This window comes from Pseudocitrobacter cyperus (assembly GCF_039889165.1).
GTDB lineage: Bacteria > Pseudomonadota > Gammaproteobacteria > Enterobacterales > Enterobacteriaceae > Pseudocitrobacter > Pseudocitrobacter cyperus.
On record NZ_JAYMYY010000001.1, the window covers coordinates 1,177,603 to 1,200,498 of the forward strand.

17 protein-coding genes are annotated in these 22,896 nt (G+C 52.9%); 9 read left to right on the top strand and 8 right to left on the bottom strand.

What is annotated here, in order from left to right; genetic code table 11:
• Positions 1-39 precede the first annotated feature (39 nt).
• The 6 genes from VSR74_RS05715 to VSR74_RS05740 form a co-directional block, all read right to left on the bottom strand.
• Complete coding sequence (locus VSR74_RS05715) at positions 40-720, bottom strand: oligogalacturonate-specific porin KdgM family protein (protein ID WP_347793821.1); 681 nt, start codon at positions 718-720, stop codon at positions 40-42.
• Between the two features lie 335 nt (positions 721-1,055).
• Positions 1,056-2,213, bottom strand: coding sequence for an alginate lyase family protein (locus VSR74_RS05720; RefSeq protein WP_347793822.1), 1,158 nt, complete (start codon positions 2,211-2,213; stop codon positions 1,056-1,058).
• 5 nt (positions 2,214-2,218) lie between these two features.
• Positions 2,219-3,310 carry an ABC transporter ATP-binding protein gene (locus VSR74_RS05725; RefSeq protein WP_347793823.1) on the bottom strand — a complete coding sequence of 364 codons (1,092 nt, stop codon included), beginning with the start codon at positions 3,308-3,310 and terminating at the stop codon, positions 2,219-2,221.
• Positions 3,311-3,320: 10 nt separating this feature from the next.
• On the bottom strand, positions 3,321-4,160 hold the full coding sequence (locus tag VSR74_RS05730; RefSeq protein ID WP_347793824.1) for a carbohydrate ABC transporter permease: 840 nt from the start codon (positions 4,158-4,160) through the stop codon (positions 3,321-3,323).
• Between the two features lie 9 nt (positions 4,161-4,169).
• Complete coding sequence (locus VSR74_RS05735; RefSeq protein ID WP_347793825.1) at positions 4,170-5,111, bottom strand: carbohydrate ABC transporter permease; 942 nt, start codon at positions 5,109-5,111, stop codon at positions 4,170-4,172.
• A gap of 11 nt (positions 5,112-5,122) precedes the next feature.
• Complete coding sequence (locus VSR74_RS05740) at positions 5,123-6,412, bottom strand: ABC transporter substrate-binding protein (protein ID WP_347793826.1); 1,290 nt, start codon at positions 6,410-6,412, stop codon at positions 5,123-5,125.
• Between the two features lie 506 nt (positions 6,413-6,918).
• Here VSR74_RS05740 and VSR74_RS05745 point away from each other — a divergent pair.
• Together VSR74_RS05745 and VSR74_RS05750 are read left to right on the top strand one after the other, a co-directional pair.
• Positions 6,919-8,148 (top strand): alginate lyase family protein, encoded by a 1,230-nt coding sequence (locus tag VSR74_RS05745; protein WP_411914227.1) that lies wholly within the window; start codon positions 6,919-6,921, stop codon positions 8,146-8,148.
• Positions 8,149-8,167: 19 nt separating this feature from the next.
• Positions 8,168-10,159, top strand: a complete 1,992-nt coding sequence (locus VSR74_RS05750) for a heparinase II/III domain-containing protein (protein WP_347793827.1) — start codon at positions 8,168-8,170, stop codon at positions 10,157-10,159.
• A 40-nt stretch (positions 10,160-10,199) separates the two neighbouring features.
• Here the strand turns inward: VSR74_RS05750 and fsa are convergent, their stop codons facing one another.
• Positions 10,200-10,862, bottom strand: coding sequence for a fructose-6-phosphate aldolase (gene fsa / locus VSR74_RS05755; RefSeq protein WP_347793828.1), 663 nt, complete (start codon positions 10,860-10,862; stop codon positions 10,200-10,202).
• Between the two features lie 133 nt (positions 10,863-10,995).
• Between fsa and VSR74_RS05760 the strand changes: the two genes are divergently transcribed.
• The 5 genes from VSR74_RS05760 (at position 10,996) to VSR74_RS05780 (ending at position 17,778) form a co-directional block, all read left to right on the top strand.
• On the top strand, positions 10,996-11,895 hold the full coding sequence (locus VSR74_RS05760) for a glycyl-radical enzyme activating protein (RefSeq protein WP_347793829.1): 900 nt from the start codon (positions 10,996-10,998) through the stop codon (positions 11,893-11,895).
• A 4-nt stretch (positions 11,896-11,899) separates the two neighbouring features.
• Positions 11,900-14,332, top strand: coding sequence for a formate C-acetyltransferase/glycerol dehydratase family glycyl radical enzyme (locus VSR74_RS05765; protein ID WP_347793830.1), 2,433 nt, complete (start codon positions 11,900-11,902; stop codon positions 14,330-14,332).
• A gap of 188 nt (positions 14,333-14,520) precedes the next feature.
• Positions 14,521-15,459, top strand: coding sequence for an Rpn family recombination-promoting nuclease/putative transposase (locus VSR74_RS05770; protein ID WP_347793831.1), 939 nt, complete (start codon positions 14,521-14,523; stop codon positions 15,457-15,459).
• Between the two features lie 89 nt (positions 15,460-15,548).
• Entirely contained in the window at positions 15,549-16,364 is an 816-nt protein-coding gene (locus VSR74_RS05775; RefSeq protein WP_347793832.1) for a Cof-type HAD-IIB family hydrolase, read from the top strand.
• Between the two features lie 148 nt (positions 16,365-16,512).
• The gene (locus tag VSR74_RS05780; protein WP_347793833.1) at positions 16,513-17,778 is read left to right on the top strand and encodes a DUF1479 domain-containing protein; all 1,266 of its coding nucleotides are present in this window, start codon (positions 16,513-16,515) and stop codon (positions 17,776-17,778) included.
• Here the strand turns inward: VSR74_RS05780 and VSR74_RS05785 are convergent.
• Complete coding sequence (locus tag VSR74_RS05785; RefSeq protein ID WP_347793834.1) at positions 17,745-18,848, bottom strand: LacI family DNA-binding transcriptional regulator; 1,104 nt, start codon at positions 18,846-18,848, stop codon at positions 17,745-17,747. The two genes, VSR74_RS05780 and VSR74_RS05785, sit on opposite strands and share 34 nt — an antisense overlap.
• Positions 18,849-19,145: 297 nt before the next feature.
• Between VSR74_RS05785 and VSR74_RS05790 the strand changes: the two genes are divergently transcribed.
• Both VSR74_RS05790 and VSR74_RS05795 read left to right on the top strand, forming a co-directional pair.
• Positions 19,146-20,447, top strand: a complete 1,302-nt coding sequence (locus VSR74_RS05790; protein ID WP_347793835.1) for an MFS transporter — start codon at positions 19,146-19,148, stop codon at positions 20,445-20,447.
• Between the two features lie 14 nt (positions 20,448-20,461).
• A complete protein-coding gene (locus VSR74_RS05795; RefSeq protein ID WP_347793836.1) occupies positions 20,462-22,831 on the top strand; it encodes a glycoside hydrolase family 31 protein in 2,370 nt (789 codons plus the stop codon).
• Positions 22,832-22,896 lie beyond the last annotated feature (65 nt).

Consider the following 22,896-nt stretch of genomic DNA (forward strand, 5'->3'; position numbering starts at 1 on the left):
CGGCGTGTCAGGCAAGCCCTTGCCTGACACGCGCCTGGTTTAGAACGAGTACTGGATCCCAACACGGTAACGAGTCTGGCGTTCATCCGTACTCGAACGCACTGACACATTCCCCAACTGTACGTATGGCTTCCAGTTTTTATCGATACTGTAAGCAACTTTTAAGTCCAGCTCATAATCGTCTTTGCCATTATTAAAGCGATCATAGTCGTCGCTCTTTTTATATAAGTAGTTGCCTTCAAACGTCCACTCTTTGATCTTATACCCCAGCCACAGGTCGCCACGGTTGACATGTTCGTCCTCTTTGCCTGAGGAAGTATCGCGGGTATATTCGTAGCGATAACGCGCGGCGACATAAAAGCCATTATCAAACGTATATTGACCACGAATATAAGGCTTATAAATCGCTTTTGACGATGATGTTTCCAGGGCAAAACCAGGCTGAACGGTAAAACCTGGCGCAGCAGTAAACTGATAGCTCACGACATATTCATCACCATTATCGACAACATCGGTATATGCTTTATTTGGCTGATCGCCGCCCGATTTCACTTTCCCCTCAATCGAAATACCGAAGCCATTGGCAAAGCGGTGAGAGATTAACAGACGATCTTTCTGCACCTTACTGTCATCGGTATATTCATGGCGATAATCAATAGTGACGGCACTTGCTGACGCGCTCACCAGGGCAAGCGCAATAAGGGTTGCAACTTTTTTCATTCAATAATCCTCTGGGTATAAAAATAAGCGGCTAATATATTTTTTTTAAAGTAATAAATCCCTATTACCTAATGTGAAGACACTAAGTATTCCGCAGACATTTATCCTGTACTACAAGACCGATGTTAAATACAAAAAACACCCTTGTCATTGCACTAGAAATAAAAATGAGATCGCTATCAACTTAAAATGAAATATTATTTCATTTTAAGTTAGTTGAAAAATACATAACTCGAAATGATTTATAATCATTACCCATAAGAATTTTATAAGATACAAAAAAAGAACCCGGATTAACCGGGTTCTTTAGTAGATTAACGAAAGACTTGTAAAAATCAGCTCCTGCGTATCGGCGGGCACCACATCAAATGCTCTTTCAGGCTCAGTGTTTCCTGTGGAAATGTCGTCAATAAATCGCGATATTGCTCGGCATATTTATGATAGCCCCGCAACGTCTGTAGCAGAACGCGTGTTGCACTATCCCAGACGATACCCTGTAGATCGCTGTATGGCCATAAATCCGGCTCGCGAATGAACGGTACCAGATAATCGATACCCTTTTTCACACCTCGCCCATCGCGAATATGATTCCAGCGATCGATTTCCACATGTTCCGCATATCGGTTCAATAACAAATGCGCTTCCAGATTAAACAGCGAATAATGGAAGGGAATAGTACGTTCCAGTTCCATGGTCTGCTTCCCATCCTGATCTATCTGCGCGGCCATTCGCTGAGTGAATCCTTGCTCGATAATCCGCGCCACCAGCCCCTTATCACCATAAAACAGCGCATTCACCGTCCGCTGCACGTCATACCAGGTACCGTGATTGTTATGCCAGACATATTCTGAATGTCCGATATCGCTGTAATACATCCAGTGGTTGAAATCGCGGAACCACTGGTGCAGCCCGATAATATCGTCCGTATCCAGCACCCCGGCTGGCGATATCAGGCCAATCGTATCTATCACCATCCATAACAGCCGCGTATCAATAAGCCCGGTTCCTCTGCCGGAAACCACGCCGGGAATGGCCTGTCCATAATTGAGATGCGGCGTCATCCGCGTATCGCTATCAAGGAACCAGCAGCGAATCTGTACTGCTGCGGCCTGAGCGTACTGTTTTTGCCCGGTGAAATACCAGGCGAGCCCCAGCGTCAGGCAACGCTCGCACATACGTATAATACGCGTGGTATCCGTATCATTATTTTCGCACTGTGGATTCGTATGCCCATCACGACGGATATAAGGCAGACCATTCGGCCTGCGCGGATTGGGCCACCAGTAGGTGCCCAGGCTGTAGTAATCATGGGCATCGCCGCTCGCCGGACGTAACTTTTTATGCACCACACTCTCTGGCGCCAGGCGCTTTAAACCGTCCGCATCGCTTACCAGCCGGCTAAGCGCTAGCTGAAGCGGTGAAAAAGGCTGCTTCAACCCCTGCCGGGCATTCTCCAGGCAGGTTTCGTCAAGGGTGTAGAGTTTTATCGCCACGGTGCTTATTCCCCCTTGTCGGCAATACGTTCACCCGATGCCGCATCAAACAGATGCACCCCGGAAAGCTTTGGCTGCAACCACACTTTGTCCCCCTCTTTTACCGCCAGACGCTGCTTGAACACCGAGGTAAATGCGCCTCCGCCGGTATCGCAGAAGAGCTGCATATCTGAACCGGTATTTTCAATGGCCGTGATTACCGCACCCAGGGCATCTTCCTGCTCCTGGTTGACCACATTCACCTGCTCCGGGCGAATGGTATAGACCACCTGTTGACCATTTTTCACCTTGAGTGAGCCTGGCAAACGCAGTAATGAACCATCACGCAGGCGCAGTTGAGCGATATCGCCGTTAAGCACAATTTCACCTGGCAACTGATTAATTTCTGGCGAGCCGATGAAACCGGCAACAAACAAATTTGCCGGGCGATCGTAGAGTTCCAGCGGTGTCCCGGCCTGCTCAATACGCCCATCGCGCAATACCACAATCATTTGTCCCATGGTCATGGCTTCTATCTGATCGTGGGTGACATAAACAGAAGTGGTTTTCAGACGGCGGTGTAGTTCGCGGATCTCACCGCGAACCTGAGTACGCAATTTGGCATCCAGGTTAGAGAGCGGTTCATCGAACAGGAAAACCTGCGGTTTACGCACGATAGCGCGCCCCATCGCGACACGCTGCCGCTGCCCGCCGGAGAGATCTTTCGGCAAACGCTCCAGCAGCGGCGTTAGGTTCAAAAGTTCTGCTGCCTCTTCAACCTTCTGATTAATTTCTGTTTTCGGCAACTTCGCCATTTTCAGTGCGAAGCCCATGTTTTCGCGTACCGTCATTTGTGGATAGAGCGCATAGCTCTGAAAAACCATCGCGATGTCACGCAGTTTGGGTTCCACATCGGTTACGACACGTTCATTGATGTGGATATCGCCTTCGGAAATCTCCTCCAGCCCGGCAATCATGCGCAGCAGCGTCGATTTCCCGCAGCCGCTTGGCCCCACCAGCACGCAGAACTCGCCATCCGGAATCGTCAATGAGACATTTTTAATCACATGCGCATCGCCATAAGATTTACGAACATTGTTCAGAACAACCGATCCCATTGCAGACTCCTTATCCTTTAACCGCGCCGGACATAATCCCGCGGTTGAAATGTTTTTGCAGACCCAGATACACGATGATGCTCGGCAACATAGCCAGCAGCGTAATGGCGATGAAAATGTTCGGCGTGATACTTTCATCCGTGCGCAGCGACCCCAGAATCACCGGAATAGTGTTCAGGCTGTCCTGGTTAATGACAATCAGCGGCAACAGATACTGATCCCAAATCATGATGAAACCAAAAGTCACCACCGTGCCCAACGCCGGTTTCACCAGCGGCAGGATGACGTGGAAAAAGATTTGCCATTCATTCGCACCGTCGATACGCGCGGCTTCTTCCAGCTCTTTTGGGATGGCCGACATAAATTCAGTCAGTACGAAGATTGAGAATGCCCAGCCCACCACCGGCAGGATCATGCCCAGGTAACTGTTGTACAACGAGGCATCAATCAGCGGCAGGCGCCAGTTGATTATCATATACAACGGAATAGCGATGACCTCTTCCGGCAACATCATCGTCGAGAGAATAATCAGGCTCACCAGCGCCACGCCGCGGAATTTTTTTCGCGCCAGCGCGTAAGCCGCAAGGGCGCTGACGGAGACCTGCAAAATCGTGCCGAAAAAAACCACCAGAATAGAGTTCAGCAAATATTGCCAGACGCCGATGTCTTGCCAGGCGAAGATAAAGTTCTCCAGTGAGAAGGATTTCGGCCAGGCTAATAGTTCGCCGGGTTTCACCGGCGCACCGCTGAATGCCGTGGCAACAATGCCCCAGAAGGGCCCAACAAAGACGATCAACAGCAACAGATAGATACACCAGCGCCCTGCCGTGTCCCAACGCTTACTTAACATGCTGTCTCCTTAGTAACGCGCAATGCGTTTCTTTAACGTCAGGTGGCAAATCGTCAGTACCACGGTAAAGGCGAACAGCAGGAACGATACGGCGGAGGCATAGCCATAGTCGAACTGCTCAAAGCCCAGTTTGTAGATATGCGTCATGATCATTTCGGTGGCGTTAGACGGCCCGCCGCCGGTGGTGGCATAGACCTCAGCAAACACGCGAAAACCGCGGATAAACGACAGCATCAACACCACCGATAGCGCGGGGATCATCCCCGGCAGCGTGACATAGCGCAGGCGATTCCACCAGTTTGCGCCATCGACATTCGCCGCGTCGTACAGGTCTCGGCTGATGCCCGCCAACCCGGCAATGAAAATCACCATGTTATAGGGCACGGCTTTCCAGATATGCAGCAGCATGATGACCCACAGCGCCTGGTCACTGCTGGCGAGGAACCCTTGATCCGCCACGCCAAACCAGCTCAGGATGTGGTTCACCACCCCATTTGGCGTGGGGTTAAACAGAATGCGCCACATCTCAGCCACGATCGCCGCACTGGTCACTGCGGGTAAAAAGATGGCGGTTCGGATGAAGCGTAAATGGCGCGCGGGGCCTTCAAGCAGCATCGCAAGAAAAAAAGCCAGCACGGCGGCAACGACCATCGTTACCAGCACGTACAGGAAGGTATTCGCCACAGCGGCATGCAGTTCGGCATCAGCAAATGCGCGGGCGAAGTTTGCCCCACCGACCCACTCATTAGGCTGGTTGAAATTCACCTTATAAAAGCTCATCACCAGCCCCTGAATCATGGGGATGAATTTAAACCAGGTGAAAATAATCAGCGCCGGAGCAAGGAAGAGCCAGGGAATAATTGCCCGTTTACGTGCGGGCGTCAGCCACAAGACGCCGTCACCGGCGTCTTTCCTTTGTGGTGTCGCCATTTTACTCTCATGTAATGTCATTGACCGCGACCTCAATTAGCCAGCACATTTTGTTTCGCCAGTTCCTGATTAAGCTTCTCGTTCATGACCGTCAGTTCTTTATTAATGTCGCCTGAACAATCGGAGAAAATACGGTTAAAGCCTTCCGCCGTCACCTGACGCGCAGGCGTCCAGTTAGGGATTTGCGGGACATAGCGGCCATGGCTGCTATAGAGTGCTGCAAATGTGTTCCAGCGCGGATCCTGATAGACCTGCTCAACGTTGACGTTTTTATTCACCGGCAGACGTACCACAGGAATATTCTTTGTGCCTTTACCCATGCCGATCTCCTGGCCTTCACGGGAGATCATAAATTCAATAAATTTACGCGCGTCCTCTTTTTGCTGGCTGCTTTTCATCATAAAAACGGTGGTACCTTCAGCCAGCGTGGCTTCATTTTTGGGGCCCTGAAGCGTGACGATTTCGTAGTTATCTTTGCCGGGGTCTTTATCCATCAGCGCAATATGATAAGGGCCGGTGAAAAACATACCGGACTGTCCGGAGCGGAACGAGGGGATCACATCCGCCGTTGTCGCATTGATAGCCCCAGGCTGCGTGACTTTCTCGCACAGTAACGTGCGAATAAACTGTGTCGCCTGCGCGACCTGCGGGGTATTCATCGTGGCAGTAAATTTATCGCCTTTTTTCGCCACATAATCACCGCCCGCCTGCCAGATAAAGCTGCTCATAAACCAACTGGCATACCCACGCGTCGTGGAGCCGGGGACGATGAACCCATAAGTATCCTGCTTACCGTTGCCATCGGGATCCTGGTGAGTGAATGCTTTCGCCAATGCCAGAACATCGTCCCAGGTTTTTGGCTGCGGAAGGCCCAGCTTTTCACGCCAGTCTTTACGAACCATCAGGGCGAAAGTTTGTGCCGAGGTGGGTACCCCGTAATACTTTCCGTCAGCATATCGGGTGCTCTCCCAGGCCGTTGGAAAGAGATCCTGACTGCCCTTGATGGACTCGGGTTTGATCTCGTCAACGATGCCCAACTGGATAAACTGCCCGAGCGCGGTCGCGTCATTAAAGATAAGATCGGGTAAAGCGTTTCCCGCCGCCGCCCGCGCCAGACGTTGTTCAAAATCGGTCGTTGCGTTGAAATACTCAATTTTGATCCCGGTTTTCTTCTCAAAGGCTTCCGCCTCATTTTTATAGATATTTTTTGAGTCATTACTCGCACGGATCCAGACATTCAGCGTTGTGCTGGCAAAGGTCTGCCCACAACCCAGACCTAATGCTGTTAACAAAAGTAACGAGCGGAGTTTATTTCCAGACATTTTCATATCCTTTTATTGTAGGTCGATGAGGTATTATCGATTCGCTTATAACATGCGAAACAAATATTACCCCTCATTTAATAGAATGCTTTTTTCAAACACAACGGGGCAAAATAGAAATAGCGTTTCGAAATTAAAAAATTAGCTTTGGATCACACAAAAATATGGTTAAATTTTAACCAATAAAAAATAGGTGATACTTATCAGTAACATACAAAATAACGCATTTAATTTAAATTTTTTAATTTTTTTGATATTCGCGATATTACGTGATGCAAGCCGCATTTCTCTCGCCATTTTCGTTCTCTTGCACCAGTAAAGATCTACATCACATTTTTTCCCGCAAGCTCTTTTACACTGCGAAAAATTAATTCCGCAACATTGTTTTATGCAGCATTTAAATACTGCACAGCATTTTTTTGTATTTTTTTTACAGTGACGCTTTGATGGGGTTGAAAAATATTTTTTTCGGCCACTATCCCGACATTAACCAGAGGTATAAAAGAATGAATATCGCAAAATACAGTGGGGCTTTAAGTTTGACAGTGCTGTCACTCGCTATCAGCACTTCGCTTTATGCTGCAACGGTAATAAAACCCGCCATCCTGTCGCCGGACGAACTGGCGTACAGCCAACAGCAGATTACGGCTCAAGCTCCGGCCTTCGTCCATGCCCGCGATGCGCTGGTAAAACGTGCCGATGCCGCGCTGACGCACCCTTTATTTTCCGTCATGGACAAAACGTTAGTCGCCGTAAGCGGCGATAAACACGACTACTATAGTTTTCCCCCCTACTGGTGGCCCGATCCGGATAAAAAAGACGGCCTGCCTTATATCCGCAAAGATGGCGAAACAAACCCTGCGGCCAACAGCGACGCCACGGATAAAAATCGTCTGGTAAAAATGAGCAACGACGTTTACACGCTCACACTTGCCTGGTACTTCACGCAGGATAAACGCTACGCCGAAAAAGCGACCGCGCAAATCAATAGCTGGTTCCTTAACCCGCAGACGAAAATGAATGCCAGTCTGCAATATGCGCAGGCCATTCCGGGGATCAACAACGGGCGCGGCATTGGCATTATCGATAGCCGTGCGCTGGTCGATGTGGTCGATGCCATTGAACTGCTGCACGGCACACAACAGCTTTCCGACGCCGATTATCGCAAACTTCAGTCGTGGTATGGCGATTTCTGGCACTGGATGATGACCAGCCAGAACGGTTTCGAAGAGCAGAACTGGCATAATAACCATGGCACCTGGTTTGACCTTCAGGCAGCCACCTTCGCCTGGTTTAGCGGGAAACCCGAAGAGGCGAAAAAGCAACTGCAAATCACCCAGCTTCGCCGAATCGCCGGACATTTCGACATGCAGGGCCGCCAGACGGCCGAACTCGAACGGACTCGCCCATGGCACTACAGCAACTTTAATCTTGAGGCCTACAGCCGCTTAGGACGTCTGGGCGAAAAAGTGGGGGTCGATATCTGGAACTTCACCCTCGACGATCACAGCCTGCGCAACGGCTACGCGTATATCGCACAGTTTGTCGATGGCACAACGGCCTGGCCGTGGAAAGACATCGACAAGTGGGATGATAAAAAAGCCCTGTTTAATGTTTCTACCGCTGCTCACGCCTGGCCTGACGATACGACATTCTCCCAAAAGGCACGCTGGCTGCAGGCGAAATACCCTGACGATATCACCACCCTAACCAGCCCACTGCCGCTTGCTCATTGATGTAAAGGATAAGCCGACTATGAAGCAATTTATTCATCGCTGGGATGCGATCCGCGAACGAGCCTTACGCAGTTCCCAGGTTGAAGCGTTAATCGAGCGTCTGGAACCTGTTCTCAGCGCCCCCGCACAGGTGCCAGAAACGGGGATAGCCAGTTGGAACCTCTACTATTTTTGCCCCGATCACGGCGTCAGACTGGTTTGGGATCGCCACTCCCCCACTCAACATCGCTGCCCCATTGATGACGTTCTGTTTAGCGGCGAGCCTTACGACAGCGCATGGTGGCGCGAGATGAACGGGCGTAACGCCCGGATGTGTTATCAGTCTGGCCTGCTGTGGCGGCTGACTGGCGAACACCGCTATATGCAGCGAACGGCGGAAATACTCTCCCGCTATGCGGATTACTACCCGGGCTATCAGGTGCATGGCAACATACCGCATAACGGCCCAGGAAAGATGAATGCGCAAACCCTGTGCGAAGCCAACTGTTTACTGGATATGGCGCTGGGCTACGATTTTATCGCCGATGCGCTATCGCCCACCGAACAGCAGCATATTTGTCAGCAACTGCTGCGCGAAGCCGCCACCTTTTTAATGGCCCATCGCAGCCCGCAAATGCATAACCACGAGGTGAAAATTAGCGCCGCAATTGCGGTTATCGGCTTTATCCTTGAAGACGATGCGTTGATTGATTTTGCCGTCAATCAACCTTACGGCCTGCGCTGGCAGCTTGAGCATGGCCTGCTGAAGGAAGGGTTGTGGTTCGAAGGCTCTATTCATTATCACTACTATGCACTTCAGGGATTTATAGCCTTTGAAAAACTGGCCCACGACACCCGCTGGAGTTTACAGCACCTTCCGTACTATCGGCAGATGCTGGATTTCCCCCTTACCCTGCTTATGCCGGATGGCACATTCCCCCGCCTGAATGACTGTATCGCGGGCCAGGAAACGCTGCATCATCGCGATATTTATGAGTTTGCCTGGTTTTTGTATCACGCGCCGCGCTATGCCCAGGTGCTGAACTTCCTCGGCGAAGAGACGCAGGATATGGACACCGTGCTGTGGCGCGACACCGCGTTACCTGACCTGTGCGAACCGCTGATTCCGGAGCGCTCGATCTATGCCCCTGGTGCGGGAATAAGCCTGTGGCGAAAACCGCAGAATGGCCAGGCGGTGCTGATCAAACATTCACCCTATGGCGGCGAACACGATCATTACGATCGCCTGAGCGTGTTGATTTGGGATAAGCACTTCCCCCTTCTGCCGGATCTCGGTACCACCGGATACGGGGCGAAAATGCATTATGCCTACTACAAGAACAGCGCGACGCATAACACTCTCAGCGTAAATCAAACCAATCAACCCCCCGCCACACCGCAGATCTCCGGCTGGCACCAGGGAGAAGATTACTTCTGGCTGGATAGCCACGTTGACTGGCGACAACCCGCGCCGCAGCTCAATAGCCATACGCGCGTGGAATGGGATAGCGATGCCTGGAAAGATATTCAGTTCAGGCGGCGGATTTTATGGGTGGGAAATACGCTGGTTGACCTCTCTACGGTAGAAAACCCGCACCAGCAACAGCTTGACTGGGCATTGCATCTGGATGCGCAGGCGATTGATCCACAAGGGCAATCGGCAACATTCGCCACAACAGGCCCCCTCAGCATCCTGCGCAATAGCAAGGTTCTCCCCCTTGTCGGTTTTCAGCGTTGTTTATTTGCCCACAGAAAGGGAGAGGTCGCATTGTGGCTGGCAGGAGACGGAGAGCGCTGGCAGGGTAACGCGCCAGGCAACCCGGCGATTAGCGATCTGAGCTATGTGATATTACGTAGCCGACAAAAAAATGCGCAGTTTGTTGCTGTGTGGGATTTTGATACAACCCGCCCAATCACAGAGCTTAAACTCAGGCAAGACGAAGAAGGCTGGTATCTGACCTGCTGGCGGGGAGAAACCGTCAGCCAGTTTATGCTACCTGCCTCTGCGGGGCGTGATCCAGCCCTGGAATGACAAGATATCCTCCCGACAGCGCCCGCCGTCGGGAGTAAAATCACAAGGACGTGCGGCCAAACGCCGATTGCCAGTCCTGTTCAAATTTCGCCACCGCCGCGTCAACAGCCGGATAGCTGATGAGCTGCTGAGCGACATCCAGCGGCAGAGTGACCGATTTACAGCCAGCCAGCAGGCAATCCAGCGCCTGACGCGGCGTTTTAAAACTGGCCGCCAGCACTTTTGCCCGCGGTGCATGCAGCGTCAGCAGTTCCTGTAATTCACATACGGTTTGAATACCGTTACCGCCCTGAGCATCGATACGGTTCACATAGGGGGCGACATACTCCGCGCCCGCCAGCGCCGACAGCAACCCCTGCGCCGCACCGTAAACGGCGGTACCGAGCGTCGGAATACCCTCTTCTTTCAGCAGTTTAATCGCTGCAAGGCCTTCTGCCGTTACCGGCACTTTCACAACCAGATCCGGGATAATGGCCCGCAGTTTATGGGCATCCGCCACCATGCCATCGGCGGTGGTTGCCATCACCTGCGCAAACAGGCGGCCTTTCCCCTCCATCGCGTCGTACAACTCCGGCAGCAAAACATCGAGCTGTTTCTTTCCTGCGGCAACAATACTTGGGTTAGTTGTCACCCCCGCCAGAGGGAAAATTCGCGCCAGTTTTTTAACTGCCGCTACATCAGAAGTGTCGAGATAGAGTTCCATCGCCGTTCCTTAAATCGTGACATTTAGCATGCTTTAACACTACCACGAGGATACCTCTCCTTTAGTTGATTTACGTCAAAGAGACTTTCATTCGAAAGTCATTTAATCTTTATACGAAACACGAGGGGAATGTATGATTTTCAATATTCAGCGCTATTCTACCCATGACGGCCCAGGCATCCGCACCGTGGTATTCCTCAAAGGATGCTCACTCGGCTGCCGCTGGTGCCAGAACCCCGAGAGCCGCTCACGGCAGCAGGATCTGCTGTTTGATCCACGCCTGTGTCTGGAGGGTTGCGACCTCTGCCAGCAGGCCGCTCCGGCGGTGATTGAACGTGCGCTGAATGGGTTACTCATCCACCGTGAGAAGCTGACTGAAACGGATCTTGCCGCACTCAACGACTGCTGCCCGACGCAGGCGCTGACGGTTTGTGGCGAGGAGAAAAGCGTCGAAGAGATTATGGCGAGCGTTCTGCGTGATAAACCCTTTTACGATCGCAGCGGCGGCGGGATGACGCTTTCCGGCGGCGAGCCGTTTATGAATCCGGAACTGGCGCTGGCGCTCCTGAAAAATGCCCACCAGCAAGGCATACACACTGCTGTGGAAACCTGCCTGCATGTACCATGGCGCTACCTCGAACCCGCGTTGCCATACATCGACCTCTTCCTTGCTGACCTTAAACATGTCGACGACGCGCGCTTCAAAACATGGACTGATGGTTCCGCCAGACGTGTTCTTGATAACCTGCAACGCCTCGCCGCCGCAGGCAAAAAAATGACCATCCGCGTTCCGCTGATTCAGGGGTTTAACGCCGATATCGATTCCATTAAAGCCATTACCGAATTTGCTGCCGACAAACTGAGCGCGCAGGAGATTCACTTTTTGCCGTATCACACGCTGGGCATCAATAAATATTCGCTGCTCGGCCAACCCTACAATGCCCCCGACAAGCCGCTCGACGACCCGGAATTGCTGGATTTTGCCCTGCAGTATGCCCGCGAAAAAGGCTTAACGGCGACCCTACGAGGATAATCTGATGACCACTCTGACTCTCGATAAACTCACCGACCGTATCAAAACGCACAAATCTGCACTGATAAATATCGTTAAACCGCCGGTCTGTACCGAACGCGCGCGCCACTACACTGAAGCTTATCAGCAACATCTGGATAAACCGATTCCGGTACGCCGCGCGCTGGCGCTGGCGCATCACCTGGCGGAACGCACCATCTGGATCAAGCATGACGAATTGATTATCGGTAATCAGGCAAGTGAAGTGCGAGCGGCGCCGATCTTCCCGGAATATACCGTAAGCTGGATCGAGAAAGAAATTGACTCTCTGGCGGATCGCCCGGGGGCAGGTTTCGCGGTCAGTGAAGAAAACAAACGCGTGTTGCATGAAGTATGCCCCTGGTGGCGCGGCCAGACGGTACAGGATCGCTGCTACGGCATGTTCACCGATGAGCAAAAAGCGCTGCTGGCAACCGGGATAATCAAAGCGGAAGGCAATATGACCTCCGGCGACGCCCACCTGGCGGTGAATTTCCCGCTGCTGCTGGAAAAAGGCCTCGACGGCATGCGCGCAAAAGTGGCCGAACGTCGCTCGAGAATTAACCTGACCGTGCTGGATGACCTGCACGGCGAACAGTTTCTGAAAGCGATTGATATCGTACTTGACGCCGTCAGCCTGCATATCGTTCGCTTTGCCGAACTGGCGCGCAAGATGGCGGCAGAAGAAACCCGCGAAAGCCGCCGCGACGAACTGCTGGCGATGGCGGAAAACTGCGATATCATCGCCCACCAGCCGCCGAAAACCTTCTGGCAGGCGCTACAACTCTGCTACTTCATCCAGTTGATCCTGCAGATCGAGTCCAACGGGCACTCCGTCTCCTTTGCCCGTATGGATCAGTATCTCTATCCCTACTACCGCCGCGACGTCGAACTGGAACAGACACTGGATCGCGAACACGCCATTGAACTGTTGCATAGCTGCTGGCTGAAGCTGCTGGAAGTTAACAAAATCCGCTCCGGCTCCCACTCCAAAGCCTCTGCCGGAAGTCCGCTGTATCAGAACGTCACTATCGGCGGGCAAAAACTGGTCAATGGCGAAGCGCAGGATGCGGTCAACCCGCTCTCTTATGCGATCCTGGAATCCTGCGGCCGCCTGCGCTCCACCCAGCCCAACCTGAGCGTGCGCTATCATGCGGGGATGAGCAACGATTTCCTCGACGCCTGTGTACAGGTGATCCGTTGCGGCTTCGGCATGCCAGCGTTTAACAACGATGAGATCGTTATTCCGGAATTTATCAAACTGGGCGTTGAGCAGCAGGATGCGTATGACTATGCGGCGATCGGCTGTATCGAAACCGCCGTCGGCGGCAAATGGGGCTATCGCTGCACCGGCATGAGCTTTATCAACTTCGCTCGCGTGATGCTGGCGGCAATGGAAGGCGGCCGCGACGCCACCAGCGGCACGGTGTTCCTGCTGCAGGAGCATGCGCTATCGAAAGGTAATTTCAGCAGTTTCGAACAGATGCTTGCCGACTGGGATACGCAAATCCGCTACTACACCCGTAAATCAATTGAGATTGAGTACGTGGTCGACACCATGCTGGAGGAGAACGTTCATGACATCCTCTGCTCGGCGCTGGTGGATGATTGCATCGAACGGGCGAAGAGCATCAAACAGGGCGGTGCGAAATATGACTGGGTTTCCGGCCTTCAGGTAGGCATCGCTAACCTTGGCAACAGCCTGGCGGCGGTAAAAAAACTGGTCTTCGATCAGGGGCTGATTGGCCAGCAGGAACTGGCGAAAGCGCTGGCGGAAGATTACGAAGGGCTGACGCATGAACAGCTTCGTCAACGCCTGATCAACGGCGCGCCGAAGTACGGCAACGATGACGATAGCGTCGATACCCTGCTGGCGCGCGCCTACCAGACCTATATCGACGAACTAAAGCAGTATCACAACCCGCGCCATGGTCGCGGCCCGATTGGCGGCAACTACTACGCAGGCACCTCGTCCATCTCCGCGAACGTGCCGTTTGGCGCGCAGACGATGGCAACACCGGATGGGCGTAAAGCCAAAACCCCGCTGGCAGAAGGCGCAAGCCCGGCCTCCGGTACAGACCATCTCGGGCCGACCGCAGTAATTAGCTCCGTCGGAAAACTGCCGACCTCAGCTATCCTCGGCGGCGTGTTGCTGAATCAGAAGCTAAACCCGGCGACGCTTGATAATGAGAGCGATAAGCAGAAACTGATGGTGCTGTTACGTACTTTCTTTGAAGTACATAAAGGCTGGCATATCCAGTACAACATCGTCTCCCGTGAAACGCTGCTGGAAGCCAAAAAACATCCGGAGCAATACCGCGATCTCGTGGTGCGTGTCGCCGGCTACTCAGCATTCTTCACCGCCCTGTCGCCGGACGCTCAGGACGACATTATTGCCCGTACTGAGCACACGTTATAAATCAATTCTGCCCGGTAGCACTACGCTCACCGGGACTACCGCCGGGTAAAGGCTTATCGCCGCCCGGCGTTTTTATGTTCGTTGAGGGAGGTTTTCCGAGCATCCTCGCAGGAAAGAGCACGCAAAATCACACTTCATTTCGCAGATGTTAGAGTCTGTCCATCTTAATCAAACAGGCACGGACAGCCATGAAAGCCAAATTTCCCTCAACACCTCACGATGCCATCTTCAAGACGTTTTTGCGCCACGGTGAAACCGCGCGTGATTTTCTGGAAACGCATCTGCCACCCTTTTTGCGACCACATTGCGATCTCGATACCCTGAAACTGGAACCAGAAAGTTTTCTTGATGAGAAACTGCGATCCCGCTATTCCGACGTGCTCTACTCCCTGCAAACCGGAAATGGCGCAGGATACATCTATGTCATCATCGAACACCAAAGCTCTCCTGACGATCATATGGCTTTTCGCCTGATGCGCTATGCCGTCGCCGCCATGCAGCGCCATCTGGATATCGGCTATAAAAAGATTCCCCTGGTGATCCCGATTTTGTTCTATCACGGTGAGGAGACGCCCTATCCTCATTCAATGGACTGGACTGATGAATTTGACAATCCTGAACTGGCCCGCCAGATCTTCTACCGCGCATTTCCGCTGGTGGACATCACTGTCACGCCCGATGACGCTATCATGCAACATCGCCGAATCGCGCTACTGGAACTGCTGCAAAAACATATTCGCCAGCGCGATCTCACAGGTTTACTTGAGCAACTGGTCACCCTTTTATTGTTGGGATACACTACCGAAACGCAGTTGAAAGCGTTAGTTAACTATATGTTCCTCGAAGGAAATACCGAGAACTGTAGCGCATTGCTGGAAAAGCTGGCGCAGCGTGCGCCGAAGCATAAGGAGACGTTGATGACAATCGCAGAACAGCTTGAGCAAAAGGGACGACAGCAGGGGCTTAAAGAAGGCAGAGAAGAAGGAAGAGAAGAAGGAAGAGAAGAAGGCCAGCATATCGCCTCCCTGCGCATCGCGAAAAAACTGCTAAAAGAGGGGCTGGATATACAAAAAGTGAGTTTGATTACCGGCCTCGCTCCGGAAGAATTTAAGACCTGTAGCCATTGATGTTTTACTTTCATATGAAATAAATTTGTGGATGCGGTCACATTGTAATTAGAATGTTTCTGGTCGCAGTTACATCAGGAGCACTGAGTATGACCGTAAAAGTGATCGTCACCGATATGGACGGAACTTTTCTTAATGACGCCAAAAAATACGATCGTGACCGTTTTCTGGCGCAGTTTGAACAGCTTCAACAGCGTGGTATTGAGTTCGTCGTCGCCAGCGGAAATCAATATTATCAGCTTATTACCTTCTTCCCGGAAATTCAGAATCGCATCTCTTTCGTCGCCGAAAATGGCGCACTGGTGTATGAGCACGGGCAACAGCTTTTCCACGGTGAGCTGACGCACCACGAATCACAAATCGTGATTGCTGAACTACTGAAAGACAAGACGCTGAATTTCGTGGCCTGTGGGCTGGAGAGTGCTTATGTCAGCGAGGACGCCCCGGAGGCGTTCGTCGCGCTGATGTCAAAGCATTACTATCGCCTGAAGCGCGTGGCGAGCTATGCGGATATCGACGATAAGCTATTTAAATTCTCGCTTAACCTGTCCGATGAACAGATCCCGTTGCTGATTGATAAACTGCGCGTCGCGCTCGACGGCGTGATGAAGCCTGTCACCAGCGGCTTTGGCTTTATCGACCTGATTATTCCCGGCCTGCACAAAGCCAACGGTATCAGCCGCCTGCTTAAGCGCTGGGATATCTCGCCGCAATCATGTGTGGCCATCGGCGATAGCGGCAACGATGCCGAAATGTTGAAGCTCGTTAAATATTCGTTTGCCATGGCGAATGCGGGTGAAGCAATCAAAACAATCTCACGCTATGCCACTGACGACAATAACCATGACGGTGCGCTGAATGTCATTCAGGCGGTACTGGACGGTCACTCCCCCTTCGATAGCTGATCCTTTGCGCCGGGTCTGACCCGGCGTTGCTCTCCCTCTTCATCGCTTTGTGCCACTCCTCATTTTTTAAACTTGCATTAACTAAATTTTAACTTAAAGTATCACTTGTAATCATTTTTACTTTCGAATGAAAGATTGCGAGGTTGATATGGCTCTTACCTTTACCCACGACACACTGCCTGCCGATCCCAAATCGGCTATCCGCCAGATGAAAGCCGCCCTGCGCGCGCAACTCGGCGATGTACAGCAGGTGTTCAACGAACTGACTGCAAAAATTGAAGCCCGTGTTGCTGAAATAGAAGCAAGAAAAGCGCAGGGTTTACCGGTATGGCCGGAAATTTCCTTCGCGGATATTGCATCCGGTACCGTCAGCGAAGCGACTCGCGCCGAAATTAAACGCCGGGGTTGCGCCGTCATCAAAGGCCACTTCCCGCGTGAACAGGCGCTGGCATGGGATCGTTCAATGCTGGATTACCTCGATGCCAACCACTTCGACGATATCTATAAGGGGCCTGGTGATAGCTTCTTCGGCTCGCTGGAGGCCTCGCGCCCGGAAATCTATCCCATTTACTGGTCACAGGCGCAAATGCAGGCAAGGCAGAGCGATAGCATGGCTGCGGCGCAGTCCTTTCTCAATCGCCTGTGGCAGGTTGAAGGGGGAGGAAAAAAGTGGTTTAACCCCGATATCAGCGTGATCTACCCGGATCGCATCCGCCGCCGTCCGCCAGGCACCACGTCTAAAGGGCTTGGCGCCCACACGGATTCCGGCGCGCTGGAGCGCTGGTTACTGCCCGCTTATCAGCAGGTGTTCGCCAGCGTCTTTAACGGCAATATCGAGGAATACGATCCCTGGAACGCCGCACACCGAACTGACGTCGAAGAATACACTGTGGATAACACCACCAAATGCTCTGTTTTTCGTACTTTCCAGGGCTGGACGGCGCTCTCCGATATGATCCCGGGTCAGGGTCTATTACACGTGGTGCCAATTCCGGAAGCGATGGCGTATGTTCTGCTACGCCCACTGCTCGATGATGTGCCTGAAGATGAACTCTGCGGTGTTGCGCCAGGTAGAGTGTTGCCTATTTCAGAGAAATGGCATCCTCTGCTGCTCAAAGCGTTGACGTCCATTCCGGCACTGGAAGCCGGTGACTCAGTATGGTGGCACTGCGATGTCATTCACGCCGTCGCGCCGGTCGAAAATCAGCAAGGCTGGGGGAACGTGATGTATATCCCCGCAGCGCCAATGTGCGAGAAAAACCTCGCCTACGCCCATAAAGTGCGCGCCGCGCTGGAGACGGGCGTGTCACCCGGCGACTTCCCCCGGGAGGATTATGAAGCCAACTGGGAGGGACGCTTTACGCTGGATGATTTAAACATTCACGGCAAACGGGCGTTAGGCATAGAGGAGTAGTTGTCATACAGCCCTTCGTTCTCCACGGCGGAGTGCCCTTTCCCGGGTCGCACCCGCCGTACTGATTCACGTACTGCCAAACGCCCATGCAGCAGCAATGACCCCACCGGCGCATCCGGGCGGATCAGCCGCTGTTGCAGCATTTGTACCGCTTCACTGCCCAACTCATCACGCGGCACATGCACCGCCGTCAGCGGTACATCTTCAATGGCCGCCAGATTAAAACCATCAATGCTCATTACCGAGATATCTTGTGGCACACGCAGCCCTCGCTGAGTCAGCGCATTAATGGCCCCCGCCGCCATGAAATCACTGCCGACCAGTAGCGCGCTCGGCAAGGCCTGCCCTTTTCGCGCATCCAGCCAGTCGCCCACTTTCTCTTCCGCCGCTTTGGCGCTGAAACTGTGGATATTCAGCAGGTCTCTGTCACGGTCAAAGTTCAGGTTATGCTGCGCCCATGACTCGCGGATCCCTGCCAGGCGTTGCTCCATTGTGTACCGACGCAAGCACATCACATTCAGCACTTCCCGATGCCCCATCTCAAACAGATAGCGGGCGGCAAATGCGCCAATCATGCGGTGATCCGGGGCAATCGCTGGTAAACGCATACGTTCATCGCGACAGTTGATCAGTACACAGGGTTTGCCAAGATCGGCGGCGAGATCGTGAATATGCGGATCGTCAATACCGAGCAGGATCGCAGCTTGTGTTTCCACCTCGTTCATCCGCGAGAGAAATAGCGTCGGGTCGCTATCATTTTCTTCCAGCGGACAGTAGCGCAGCCGCACTTCATGCGGGGCAAGCGCTTTGCTGATGCTCTGAATCACGCGGTAGTAAAAAATATCCGAACGTTCATCGAATGCCCTCGGTGGCGCGAACACCAGCAGGCTGTTAAGCAACAAACGCCCCGCCGCCATCCCTTCCATCACCCCCAGTTCACGCGCAGCGGTAAGTACCTGTTCGCGCGCTCGCACGCTGGTATTGGCCTTTCCCGCCAGTACGCGTGAAACGGTGCTGGCAGAGAGTCCGGTTCGCCCGGCAATCTCGGCAATTTTCAGCTTCTTTTCCATTTTGTGATCCGTTTCAAATTCGCAAATGAAAGAATTTTCATAAAGCACAAGCCCTATGTAATAAGGCTTAAGGCAAGCATGGGTAATGTATCTCAGAGTTTTATGAAAAAACGTGCACAAAACCTCCTTTCCCTGGCTTTTTTTGTCTCTTAGTCTGAATTGGTAGAACAACTTCCATACAAGAATAGCGGAAGCTTCTAAAACTAAATAATAAACATATCAAAGGTTAACAAGATTGGTGTGACAACTCTCCACGGAGTTGCCCACCTTATCCTACAAAATTCTGTGGAGATCCCCATGAGTCAGGGCATCAATAACGATATGACCGTCAGCAAAACCCGCCGGGTGGTGAAAAACCTGCGCTGGTGGATGCTTATTCTCTTTTTACTTGGCGTTACCGTTAACTACATCACCCGTAACTCGCTGGGTATTCTGGCGCCGGAGCTGAAAACCAGCCTCGGGATCACAACCGAACAATACTCCTGGATTGTGGGTGCCTTCCAGATTGCCTATACCCTGTTTCAGCCTCTGTGTGGCTGGTTAATTGACGTTATTGGCCTGAAACTTGGCTTTATGATTTGTGCCTCACTATGGGCGCTGGCTTGCTTGCTGCATGCCGGAGCGGGAAGCTGGCTACATCTGGCTATCCTGCGTTTCTTTATGGGGGGCGCGGAAGCGGCGGCTACCCCGGCAAACGCCAAAACCATCGGCGAGTGGTTCCCGAAAACCGAGCGCCCGATTGCCGCCGGTTGGGCCGGGGTGGGCTTCTCCGTGGGTGCGATGCTGGCTCCCCCCATCATCTATTTCGCCCATGCGTCGTTCGGCTGGCAGGGCGCGTTTATGTTTACCGGCGTACTGGCCGGGCTGTGGGTGGTGCTGTGGTGGGCGTTCTATCACAATCCGGAAAAACATCCGAATCTGAGCAAAAGTGAGCTGGAGTATATCCGCCAGGATAACGAAGCGCCGCCAGTCAAACTCCCTTTCCTGACAGCGCTGAAAACGGTTGGCAAGAACAAACGCTTTTACGGTATCGCGATCCCTGCTTTTATGGCTGAACCTGCCTGGGCCGTATTCAGCTTCTGGATGCCGCTCTACTTCGCCAAACAGTACAACATGGATCTCAAGCAGATAGCCCTGTTCGCCTGGTTGCCCTTTCTGGCCGCAGACCTGGGTAGCGTCGCGAGCGGCTATTTAACCCGCCTCTATACACGTCTGTTCGGGTGCTCGCGCATCAACTCTACGGTTGCCAGCTCCGTGACGGGCGCATTCATGATGATTTCGCTGGCGGTGGTCGCCCTCACCAAAGATCCGATTTTTGCCGTGGTGCTGATGTCCATCGGCGGCTTTGGCCATCAGATTATTTCCTGCATGCTCAGCGCACTCGTTGTGGAGTCATTCGATAAAGGTCAGATGGCAACCGTCAACGGCATGCGCGGCTCAGCCGCGTGGATTGCCAGCTTCCTCTTTTCTCTGATTATCGGGATTACCGCCGACAAAATCGGCTTCAACCCGCTGTTTATCGCCATGGGATTCTTCGACCTGATTGGCGCCTGTTTCCTGGTGGCATTTATTGCTGAACGTCGCGCAAAACGCGCCTGAGAGTGGATGTAAAAATGAAAACGTTGAAAAACTGGGCCCTACAAAAACAGTCTGCCCATCACGCTGAATTGCTGGTCGATGGCCAGCACACACTGTGCCTCTATGTACTGGAAGAGAATCTGTTCCGCGTGCTGATAAAACGCAAAGGCGAGCTGGCGCTGGACAGAACCTGGAGTATTGCCCCTCAGCAGGATGTACCGTGGGAAGGTCGACATCGTGACGATCTCAGCGGCTTTACCCTGCCTGCCTGGACGCTCACGGAACAGGACAATACGCTTATCGTCGCCAGCGATTCACTACGTGTAACCGTCCACCAGCCGCTGTGGCTGGAGTGGCACTACCGTAACGCGGCTGGCGAATGGCTACCGCTGGTGAATGACCGCCCGACCAGCGCCTATTTGCTGAATGCGCACGGCGACGGCGTGGCTCACTACCAGAGCCGCCGTAAAGACGAACGTTTTTATGGTTTGGGTGATAAAGCGGGCGATTTGCAACGCAACGGCAAGCGCTATGAAATGCGCAATCTGGATGCGATGGGCTACAACGCCGTCAGCACCGACCCACTGTATAAGCACATTCCGTTTACTATTACTCGCCGCGACGACATCAGTTTCGGCCTGTTTTACGACAATCTGAGCAGTTGCTGGCTGGATCTCGGTAATGAGATCGATAACTACCACACAGCCTACCGTCGCTGGCAGGCTGAAGCGGGTGATATCGATTACTATATGTTCACCGGTGAGCGCGTGCTTGATGTCACCAAAGCTTTTGTGCGCCTGACCGGGAAAACCCTGTTCGGCCCGAAGTGGAGCCTTGGCTACAGCGGTTCCACCATGCACTATACCGATGCGCCGGACGCGCAAAACCAACTGATGAACTTTATTCGCTTGTGCGACGAGCACGCGATCCCGTGCGACTCTTTCCAGCTTTCATCCGGCTATACATCAATAAACGGCAAGCGCTATGTGTTCAACTGGAACAATGAGAAGGTGCCACAGCCGAAAGTGATGAGCCAGGCGTTTCACGATGCGGGGCTGCATCTGGCCGCCAATATCAAACCTTGTCTGTTGCAGGATCATCCGCGCTACGCAGAAGTCGCGGAACAGGGATTATTTATCCGTGATTCAGAGAAAGACGAACCAGAACGTTCCAGCTTCTGGGACGATGAAGGATCTCATCTCGATTTCACCAACCCGCAGGCTGTTGCCTGGTGGCAGAATGGCGTAACCACACAGTTGCTGGAGATGGGCATTGACTCCACCTGGAATGACAACAACGAATATGAAGTGTGGGACGGTGAAGCGCGTTGCCATGGCTTTGGCAACGAGATAGCCATTAAACACATCCGCCCGGTGATGCCGCTACTCATGATGCGCGCCTCGCTGGAAGCACAGCAACGTTTTGCGCCAGATAAGCGCCCGTATCTGATCTCCCGCTCCGGCTGCGCAGGGATGCAGCGTTACGTCCAGACCTGGAGCGGCGACAATCGCACCAACTGGGATACCCTGCGTTACAACACCCGTATGGGGCTGGGAATGAGCCTGTCTGGTCTCTATAACCTCGGCCACGATGTCGGAGGGTTCTCTGGCGATAAGCCCGACCCGGAACTGTTTGTCCGCTGGGTGCAGAACGGCGTGATGCATCCGCGCTTCACCATTCATTCGTGGAATGACGACCATACGGTGAACGAACCGTGGATGTATCCGGCAGTCACACCGGCTATCCGCAGCGCCATTGAGCTACGTTACCGCCTTCTGCCCTATTTCTATACCCTGATGTGGCAGGCGCATGTGGACGATGAGCCTATGTTGCGCCCGACCTTCCTCGACCACGAGCATGACGCGCAGACCTTCGAAGAATGCGACGATTTCCTGCTGGGCCGTGATTTACTGGTGGCAAGCGTTGTCGAGCCAGGCCTGCGTGAACGCCGCGTCTGGCTGCCTGATAATGAAACCGGCTGGTACGATTTTTACACCCAGGAGTGGTTCTCCGGCGGCCAGTGGATAACCCGCGATGCACCGCTGGAAAAACTGCCGCTGCTGGTTCGCGCCGGTGCCGCCCTGCCGCTTAGCGAGCGCATCACCTTTGTCAGCGCCAAAGACGATGATACCCGTGAACTCAAACTCTTCCCGGTTAAAGGTGTAGGCACCACATCCGGCGTGCTGTTCGAAGATGACGGCGAATCGTGGGGTTATCAGAACGGCAATGCGCTGTGGGTGGAATGGGAAATGGCGTGTAATGCCACTACCATCGATCTTACGATTAGCGCCCGCGGTGACTATCGTCCGGGCTGGAAAACATTAACGATTTCTCAGCCCAGGGATGAGAAACGCCAGCTACGCGTCAACGGTCAGTTAATTAACGAGTGGAAATTCACGGAATAAAGCTTTAAAAAAGAGAGCGGCCCAATGGTGGGCCGCTCTCTTTTCACTACCCTCTATTTTTCCAT